This is a genomic window from Amycolatopsis sp. NPDC059021 (assembly GCF_042739895.1).
Classification (GTDB): Bacteria; Actinomycetota; Actinomycetes; order Mycobacteriales; family Pseudonocardiaceae; genus Amycolatopsis.
This window is the reverse complement of sequence record NZ_JBHYIQ010000138.1, coordinates 1-8396: the sequence shown is the minus strand read 5'-3', so window position 1 is coordinate 8396 and position 8396 is coordinate 1. Positions and strand designations below refer to the sequence as shown.

General features: G+C 72.8%; 10 protein-coding genes. 3 read left to right on the top strand and 7 right to left on the bottom strand.

What is annotated here, in order from left to right; translation table 11 throughout:
- From ACFWX1_RS43995 to ACFWX1_RS43965, 7 genes are all read right to left on the bottom strand, one after another.
- A partial coding sequence (locus ACFWX1_RS43995; RefSeq protein WP_378395862.1) for a hypothetical protein occupies window positions 1-714 on the bottom strand: 714 nt, incomplete at its 3' end.
- Window positions 711-1673: a 16S rRNA (cytosine(1402)-N(4))-methyltransferase RsmH gene (rsmH, locus tag ACFWX1_RS43990; protein ID WP_378395860.1), complete on the bottom strand. Its 963-nt coding sequence runs from the start codon at window positions 1671-1673 to the stop codon at window positions 711-713. The genes ACFWX1_RS43995 and rsmH, both read right to left, overlap by 4 nt.
- Before the next feature lie 209 nt (window positions 1674-1882).
- Window positions 1883-2314 carry a division/cell wall cluster transcriptional repressor MraZ gene (mraZ, locus tag ACFWX1_RS43985; protein WP_378395859.1) on the bottom strand — a complete coding sequence of 144 codons (432 nt, stop codon included), beginning with the start codon at window positions 2312-2314 and terminating at the stop codon, window positions 1883-1885.
- A gap of 517 nt (window positions 2315-2831) precedes the next feature.
- Window positions 2832-3584, bottom strand: a complete 753-nt coding sequence (locus tag ACFWX1_RS43980; RefSeq protein WP_378395858.1) for an ESX secretion-associated protein EspG — start codon at window positions 3582-3584, stop codon at window positions 2832-2834.
- The gene (locus ACFWX1_RS43975; RefSeq protein WP_378395856.1) at window positions 3581-4177 is read right to left on the bottom strand and encodes a PE-PGRS family protein; all 597 of its coding nucleotides are present in this window, start codon (window positions 4175-4177) and stop codon (window positions 3581-3583) included. Before ACFWX1_RS43975 ends, ACFWX1_RS43980 begins: the two co-directional genes overlap by 4 nt.
- Window positions 4178-4205: 28 nt before the next feature.
- The gene (locus ACFWX1_RS43970; RefSeq protein ID WP_378395855.1) at window positions 4206-4775 is read right to left on the bottom strand and encodes a DUF3558 family protein; all 570 of its coding nucleotides are present in this window, start codon (window positions 4773-4775) and stop codon (window positions 4206-4208) included.
- The gene (locus tag ACFWX1_RS43965; RefSeq protein ID WP_378324260.1) at window positions 4768-5118 is read right to left on the bottom strand and encodes a hypothetical protein; all 351 of its coding nucleotides are present in this window, start codon (window positions 5116-5118) and stop codon (window positions 4768-4770) included. The genes ACFWX1_RS43970 and ACFWX1_RS43965 overlap by 8 nt, the downstream gene beginning before the upstream one ends.
- A gap of 285 nt (window positions 5119-5403) precedes the next feature.
- Here ACFWX1_RS43965 and ACFWX1_RS43960 point away from each other — a divergent pair, with 285 nt between their 5' ends.
- The 3 genes from ACFWX1_RS43960 to ACFWX1_RS43950 form a co-directional block, all read left to right on the top strand.
- Entirely contained in the window at window positions 5404-6492 is a 1089-nt protein-coding gene (locus ACFWX1_RS43960; protein ID WP_378395854.1) for an AAA family ATPase, read from the top strand.
- A 34-nt stretch (window positions 6493-6526) separates the two neighbouring features.
- The gene (locus ACFWX1_RS43955; RefSeq protein ID WP_378395853.1) at window positions 6527-7801 is read left to right on the top strand and encodes a DUF58 domain-containing protein; all 1275 of its coding nucleotides are present in this window, start codon (window positions 6527-6529) and stop codon (window positions 7799-7801) included.
- A gap of 56 nt (window positions 7802-7857) precedes the next feature.
- On the top strand, window positions 7858-8396 hold a 539-nt coding region (locus ACFWX1_RS43950), incomplete at its 3' end, for a transglutaminaseTgpA domain-containing protein (protein WP_378395852.1).

Here is an 8396-nt window from a genome sequence, read left to right as displayed (position 1 = left end):
TCGCCGCTCGCGCCCCCAGCGCCGCGGCGGGCGGTCACAACCACCCGCGCGGGGGCGGGGCGCCCCCCACCCCCCCCCGCGCGGGGGCCCGCCCGCCGGGGCGGCGGGCGGCACGGACTGGGCCGCCGGCGGCGCGTCCTGCGCCTTCTTCGGCTCGCCCACGAGCGTGGTCTTGCCGTCGGGGCCGACGATGATCCGGGCCGGGTCGCCGCTGGGCACCAGCCCGCCCTGCTGCGCCGCCGGGGCGAGCGAGCCGGGCGACTCGGCCTTGGCGACGTCGCGCTGCAGCTTCGCCTTGGCCTCGGCCAGGCTCGCGTTGGTGGTGCGCAACTGCTCCAGGCGGTAGGAGTCGGCGATCGCCTGCGTGGTCAGCCAGAGCGTCGTCGCGACACCGACGGCGAGCAGGCCCATCATCGCGAGCACGAACGAGGCACGCGACTTCGGCCAGCTCAGCTTGAGCTTGCGCCGCTCGGGCTTCTTCGCGTCGGGCCGGGGAGCCGGCCGCGGGGCGCGCTGGGACAGCAGATCGGCGCGCTGCGCACGGCGCGCGTAGGCGCGTTCGGCCGCGGAGGTCCGGCCCCGCGACGCACGGCGCGGCGCGGCGTCCGGCTGCGCCGTCGTGGTTCCCGGCTCCAGCTCCACCGCGTTCCGGTTGGTGGCACGCTGGCGCGTCGCCGGTGTACGGCGGCCGCGGGACTTCGTGGGAGCGGTCATCGTCGCGCTGCCTCTCCGATCCGTTCTGCGGCCCGCAACCGCACCGAAGCGGCCCGCGGGTTCTGCTCGATCTCCGTGTCCGAGGCCTTCTCGGCCCCTCTCGTCAGTAGCTTCAGCTCCGGGCCGTGGCCGGGCAGTTCCACCGGAAGTCCTTCCGGCGTACGGGATTTCGCCAGCTCGGCCAGCGCCTGCTTGACCAGCCTGTCCTCGAGGGACTGATAGGACTCGACGACGATCCGGCCGCCCATCGCGAGCGCGGACAGCGCCGCGGGCATCGCCCGGCGCAGCACCTCCAGCTCGCCGTTGACCTCGATCCGCAACGCCTGGAACGTCCGCTTCGCGGGATGCCCGCCGGTACGCCTGCTCGCCGCGGGCACGGCGTCGTAGAGCAGTTCGACCAGCCGCGCGCTGCGCGTGAAGGGTTCCTTTTCCCGTTCCGCCACAACGGCTTTGACGATCCGCTGGGCGAACCGCTCCTCGCCGTAGTCGCGCAGGATGCGCGCCAGCTCGCCGGGCGCGTAGGTGTTGAGCACGTCCGCGGCGGTGAACCCGGTGGTCGGGTCCATCCGCATGTCCAGCGGCGCGTCCCTGGCGTAGGCGAACCCGCGTTCGGCGCGGTCGAGCTGCATCGAGGAGACGCCGAGGTCGAACAGGATTCCGTCCACACGGGACAGTCCGAGCCCGGCGAGCGCGGCGGGCAGTCCATCGTAGACGGTGTGGACCAGATCGACCCGGTCCCCGTGCCGGGCCAGCCGTTCCCCGGACCGTTCCAGCGCGGCGGGGTCGCGGTCCAGCGCCACCAGGCGCAGCCGAGGGAACGCCGCCAGCAGGGCGTCGGAATGGCCGCCGAGACCGACGGTCGCGTCGACCAGCACCGCGTCGCGATCGGCGAGGGCGGGCGCGAACAGCTCGAGGATCCGGTCGAGCAGCACCGGAACGTGCTCGTGTTCGGCTGACATGACCTTCCCCCTTTCCGCTGCCATGGACCCGGAATGTGGCGGATGCCGTCAGGTCCCTGTCCGCCCGCTTCGGACCTGGTGCCGGGGAAGGTGCACCAGGGCTGTTGAGCGGACAGAGGCCTCACGGCATCCACGCGGACGCTTTCCGTCTGCGACCGCCGGAGAACCCCCGTCCCCCGACGACTGGGGTGCTCCCGGCACGGCCACGCCTAGAAGACGCCCGGCAACACTTCCTCTCGAGCCTTCGCGTAGCTGTCTTCGTGTTCCTCCAGGTAGCCCTGCCACGCCTGGGCGTCCCAGATCTCCAACCGGGTGATCGCACCGATCACCACGCACTCCTTGTTGAGCCCCGCGTAGCGGCGGAGCTCGGACGCGATGGCGATGCGCCCCTGCCCGTCCGGGCGTTGTTCGTCCGTCCCGGCGAAGAGATAGCGCTGGTAGGCCCGAACCGACTCGTTGGTGAACGGCGCTTCGGCGACCTTGCGTGCCATCTGCTCGAACTCCGCGCGAGGGAAGACGAAAAGGCAGTGGTCCTGCCCCTTGGTGATCATCAGCCCACCGGCGAGCGCGTCGCGGAACTTCGCGGGCAGCGTGAGCCGCCCCTTGTCGTCCAGCTTCGGGGTGTGGGTGCCGAGGAACACCGGCCTCCACCTCCCTACCGAGCCCGATGGAAACCATCGGAATCGGCCACGGGGCTCCCTTCCGCCCCACTGCGCACCACCGTACCCCACTTTTCACCACAGTCAACGCGACCGGCGCCGCCACCACTCCGTCGTGTCAGACGTTTGCGCTGGTCAGCAGGGTGGGGCCTGGTGGGGGGTGACGTGGGGGACCGTGGCCAAGATCCCCCGCACCGGGGTCCCAGGGAACCGGAACGGGGTCTGAAACGTCCGGTTGACGGCCGCGAGAAGACCACGTGGACGCTCTGTGGGGAAAGGTGGGGCCCCCGGTGGGGCTCTGTGGGGAAGGCGGTGGGGCTCGGTGGGGAACCGCGGCCCGAATGCCGAACTCTGCCCCGCCAACGTGGAGCTCGGGCGCCCGAACGTGGAACTCGCCGAGGATCGCCCGCCGCGCGCGAGTTCCACACTCAGACGCGCGAGTCCCACACTCAGGCGCGCGAGTCCCACACTCGGGGGTGTGAGTTCGACGGTCCGGGGGCTAGGCGTCGGTGGTGAGGAGGGCGGCGATCCGGTCGACGAGACGCTGACTGTCCACTGGGGACACCGTGACCCACTCCTGGCCGCCGCGGCCAGAGGAGATTCCCGCGCAGTACGCGCCGACGTCGGTGTCGAACCACGTCAGCCCGCCCGCGCGCTGGACCCGGCCGTCCTTGCCCCGCACGGAAACGCTGAACTGCCCGGCGCTGTACACCGGGCGTGCCTGGATCGCGAGCACCTCGCGCAGCTGCGCCGCGGACGCCGCCGATCGCGCGCCCCGCTCCCCGTACTCCGGGTCCCCGCCCTCGCCGAGGCTCGAGGCGGGCAGTGTGAGGCCGTAGCCGGGCCCGGCGCTCAGCTCGGGCAGCACGTCCACGATCGCCGAGCACCATTCGGCGGCGCCGATGTCGGTCAGGGCGATGGTCTGTTCCGGCTGGGTCGCCAGGACGCCATCGCTGCCGCGTACCGCTGTCACGGCACGGAAAGGCGTCTCGGCGGTCATGTCGGCGAGCGCCTCGCAGGCGAGGTAGACCTCTCCCCCGGCCAGCAGGCCGAGCCGGTCCTCCAGCGCGGCTTCGAGCCGTTCGCCGTCGTGCAGGCCGCGTTCGCCGAGGTTCCGGTACACCTCGGCACGGATCCGCGCGCGTTCCGCCTCGGTGCCGCCGACACTGCGCACGGACAGCGGATCCGGCGGCCGCGCGAAGCCGAGATCGGTCCAGAGGATGTCGAAGGCGGACGCCGAAACCCGGATCAAGCCGGGCCCTTCGCCGCGTTGCCCAGTGACGGCGGCGACTCGAACCGCTGCTGCGGCACGAGCCCGTGCAGGGCCGCGTCCCGCGCGTTCATCACGTCGACGGCCTTCTGCCGGGCGGCCTCGGCGCGGGCTCGCTGGGCGTCCATCGCGCCCGAAAGCCCCGCCAGTACCGAAAGGCTCCCGCTCGCGGCGGCTTCACGGATCATCCCGGCGGGGTCGTACCGGACCGGCGGCGGCATCTCGGCCTTGGCCCGCGCGGCGACGTCCGCCTGTCCGGCCACCGACTCGCCGAGCGCGGTCGACACCCCGGCCGACTCGACGAGCCAGCGCGCCGCGGTCCCGAGCACCTCGCGCACCGCGTCGCCCGCCTGGCCCTGCCAGTGCTCGTGCGTGTTGTTGACCAGCGCGCTCAGTTCGGCGGTCGAATCGGCGAAGCGCCGTGCCAGCCCCTGCCACTGCGCGCCGAGCTGGCCGGCGGCCACCGGGTCGTTGTCCCGCGCCACCTCGGCGGCCAGCGCCTCGTGGCTGTAGGACTCGTACCGGGCCGAGGGCGCCGGGACGTGCGTGGCCGCGTCTTCTGCCGTTCCTGGCACGGGCACACCTTCCTTTCCACTGGCTGGCTTAGGGCAGTTTCGGCTCGACGAGCCCGGCCACCGTGTCCGCCCGGCGGCAGGCCAGCGCGGTGTCCGAGAAGGTGGTGTTGCCGACGTCGACCTGGACGCTGCCGGGGCCCGCGCCGAGCAGCACCGCGCAGGTGCCGTCGCCCGCCTTGCGGTCGGAGACCTGCAGCGCCTGGTGCGCGCCGACCTTCGTCCTCGTCGCGGTCTTGCGCGCGACATCGAGGTCGTCGAGGCCGTGCTTCTCGTCCACCGTCACGGTGACCCCGAACGTGGCGGGCACCGTCCAGTCGCAGGCCTTCGCCTCACCGATCGTCTTCGGCTTCCCGATCACGCTCACCCCGGCCGTCGACCGGTCGGTGGGCGACAGGAGCGTGCACGGATCGAGGGTGGCCAGCGTCGGCGGTCCAGACGGCGCCGGAGAAGAAGGAGAAGAAGAAGGAGGCGCCGAGGAACTCTGCACGTGCGCGGCGGCGCCGGGCTGCCCCTGGGCGTGGCCACAGGCCGCGAGGCCAAGGCCGAGCACGCCGAGCAGGGCCGGGCGAAGAAACGTCCGGTTCACGTGGTCAGCCACCGACGCAGTCCACGCCGTCGGCCGCGGCCTCGTCCTGGTGCTGGTAGCGCCCGAGTGCCTCGGCCATCCGCGTCTTGAGATTCTCCAGCTCCTTGCCGAACGCCGTCAGCGACTGCACGGCCGAGCCCTGGCCGCCGATGCCGTACTCCGCCATGAACTTGCCGACCTCGGTGGCGTATCCGCCACCGAGCGGGACCGTGCGGCCCAGCACTTTCGCCTCACGGACCATCTCGCCGACCACGTCCTGCAGCGCGCTGATCTTCGCGTAGGCGTCGGTGGCCAGCTCGGGTGCGACCGCGAAGCCGCGGACGTCGAACGGTGGCTTCGTGCCCAGCTCGCTCATGTGCGGTTACGCCTCTCCGTAGTCGCGTGACCTCGAACCGGAGCATACGACAAAACACCAGGTCAACGGGAGCACCCAGAATCGGGTGAACCACCCCTCGAACGGAGTAACCTCAGTGCTTGCACAGCGTCACCAACCAGGCATCCTGGGGTTCTCACCCCGAGTTCGCCCGAGTTTGACACACTGAAGGGAATGCTGCTCGCTGCGCGCGAACCGGCGGACAGCGAGGGGGCCGGCCACGGCCGGCGGGAAAACGAGCACAGCCATGCGGCACCAGGAGGTCGAGTGACGTCGAGAATCCAGTCTGCGACGCCCGCGGAGCAGCAGGGCGAGCAGACGGCGGGGCAGACGGGCCAGCTGCCCTACCCCGCGGCGGAGGCCAACGCCGGTGCCAGGCAGAACGGCCAGGCGGGGCACGCCTCCCTTGACGAACTGCACGAGACGGCGCGGCGGATCGCCGCGAACGTCGAGCGGGTCCTCGTCGGCAAACCCGACGTCATCCGCGTCGCGCTCGTCACGCTGCTCGCCGAAGGCCACCTCCTGGTGGAGGACGTGCCCGGCGTCGGGAAGACGTCGCTGGCGAAAGCGCTCGCCCGCTCCATCGACTGCACGGTCAGCCGCATCCAGTTCACCCCGGACCTGCTGCCCAGCGACGTCACCGGTGTCTCCATCTACAACCGGCAGACCGGCGAGTTCGAGTTCCGGCCCGGCCCGGTGTTCGCGAACATCGTGGTCGGCGACGAGATCAACCGCGCTTCGCCGAAAACGCAGTCGGCGCTGTTGGAATGCATGGAAGAGCACCAGGTCACCGTCGACACCAGCACCTACGAGCTCGACGAGCCGTTCATGGTGATCGCCACCCAGAACCCGATCGAAATGGAAGGCACCTACGCGCTGCCCGAAGCCCAGCGGGACCGCTTCACCGCACGGGTGTCCATCGGCTACCCCGACCAGCAGGCCGAGCTGGCCATGGTCGACGAGCACGCCGGGCACGACCCCCTGGCCGAGCTGCAGCCGGTGTCCGACGGCGAAACCGTGCACCGGCTCATCCAGACCGTGCGCAACGTGCACATGGCGCCCGAGGTCCGGCGGTACGCGGTGGACATCGCGGCGGCGACCCGGCAGGTGCCGGAGATCCGGCTCGGGGCCTCGCCACGCGCCACGCTGCAGCTGGTGCGCTCGGCGCGCGCGCAGGCGGCGTTGTCCGGCCGCGAGTACGTCGTCCCGGACGACCTGCACGCGGTCGCGGTCCCGGTGCTCGCGCACCGGCTCGTGCTCACCACCGAGGCACACGCGGCCCGGCGCTCGGCGACCGACGTCGTCCGCGCGGTGCTGCACCGGGTCCCGGTGCCGCAGGGGCAGACCCACCGCTGAGCCACGAAACCAGGCGCTAGTAGAAGAGAAACGCATGCTGCGTGCCCTGTCCGGCCTGACCACCCGCGGCCGCTGCCTCCTCGCCGCGGGGCTCGCCGCGGCGGCCTGTTCGTTCGTGCTCAACGAGCGGGATCTGTTGCGGGTGGCCGTGTTCGTGGTCGCGCTCCCGGTGCTGGTCGCCGTGTTCATCTCCGCCTCGCGGCTGCGGATCGGCGCCGCCCGTTCGCTGCACCCGGAGCGGGTCTCGGTGGGCTCGACCGGCGAGGTCCAGCTGGAACTGTGGCGCAGCGGCAGGCTCCCGGCGGGTGAGGTGCTGCTCGAGGACGGCGTGCCGTACGCGCTGGGCGCGCGGCCGCGGTTCGTCGTCGAGCGCCTGCCGCACGACCGCCGCGTCGCGCTGCGCTACCCGTTGCAGCCGGTGCTGCGCGGGATCCAGCAGGTCGGGCCGCTGCGCGCGACGATCACCGACCCGTTCGGGCTGTGCGAGTTCGAACGGGAGCTGATCGCGCACTCCCGGCTCGTCGTCGTGCCGCAGGTGTTCCCGTTGTGGGGGCTGCCCAGCGGCGCCGGCATCGGGGCCGGGGACGACGGCACCATCCGGCTGCACGCCGGGCAGGGCGAGCCGGACGTCATCGTGCGGCAGTACCGGATGGGCGACGATCTGCGGAAGGTGCACTGGCGGTCCACCGCGCGCCGGGACGAGATCATGGTGCGGGTCGAGGAACGGCCGTGGCGCGGCGGGACGACCGTGCTGCTCGATCACCGCGCGGCCGCGCATCACGGCGCGGGACCGGCGGCGAGCCTGGAGTGGGCGGTGTCGTTCGCCGCGTCCGTCGCGCTGCACCTGCGCCGCTCCGGCCACCACGTCCGGCTCGTCGGCGAGCACGGGGCCACCATCGCGGACACCCCCGCCGAGGGCGGCGACCACTACGACCACGTCGTGCTGGACGCGCTGGCCGCGCTGCAGCCCGCGCACCAGCGCGACATCACCCTCGGCCACGATCCGGCCGAGGGCCAGGAACTCGTCGCGGTGCTCGGCACCGTGAGCGCCGAATCGGTGCACGAGCTGGCCCGGTTCCGCCCGCGCGGTATCCGCAGCCTCGCCGTCCTGCTGGACACGCCGGGCTGGTCGGCGGGCGTCAACGGATCGCAGCAGCGCTCGGCCGCCACCGAGGACGCCGCCGAGCTGTTGCGTGCCGCGGGCTGGGGTGTCGTCGTCGCCGGGCCCGCCTCGCCGATGCCGCAGGTGTGGAGCGAACTGTGCCGGGCGGGCGCGGGCCGCGGCACGCTGATCGGGGGTGCCCGGTGACCGCCGCCGCACCTGCGCGCCCGCGTCCCACCGCGCCTCCTCCGGGGCCGAACCGCATGTCCGCCTGGGCGGCCAGCGTCGTCGCGCCGGTCGCGGCCGGGCTCGCGACGTTGTGCGCGGCCACGTCGCTGACCAGTGTCGTCGCGGGCTGGGCGTGGTTCGGTTATCTGCTCGTCGCCGTCGTGCTGATCGCGGCCACCGGGCTCGCGCTGCGCTCGCTGCGGGCACCGACGATCGTGGTCGGGCTCAGCCAGCTGCTCGTGCTGTTGTTCCTGATCACCGGTTCGTTCACCTCGCACGGCATCCTCAAGATCATTCCCGGCGCGCGGGCGCTCGACGAGCTGAGCCAGACGCTCGCGGCCTCGGCGGAGCAGATCCGGACCGGTCTGGCACCGGTGGACGGGACGCCGCCGATCCTGTGCCTGGTGACGATCGCGATCGGTCTCGTCGCGGTCCTGGTCGACACCCTCGCCGTGGGGGCCGCCCCCGGCGGCCCCGGGGCCGCGGCGGGGGGGGGGGGGGCGAACTCGCCGGGAGGGGGGGGGCGGGGGGGGGGGGTCTGGGTCGCGGGGGGGCGGGGGGGAGGGGGGGGAAC

Excerpts from the sequence above, each read along its gene's own strand:
- rsmH (WP_378395860.1), bottom strand. The coding sequence starts at position 1,673 with ATGTCAGCCGAACACGAGCACGTTCCGGTGCTGCTCGACCGGATCCTC.
- ACFWX1_RS43965 (WP_378324260.1), bottom strand. The coding sequence starts at position 5,118 with ATGAGCGAGCTGGGCACGAAGCCACCGTTCGACGTCCGCGGCTTCGCG.
- ACFWX1_RS43955 (WP_378395853.1), top strand. The coding sequence starts at position 6,527 with ATGCTGCGTGCCCTGTCCGGCCTGACCACCCGCGGCCGCTGCCTCCTC.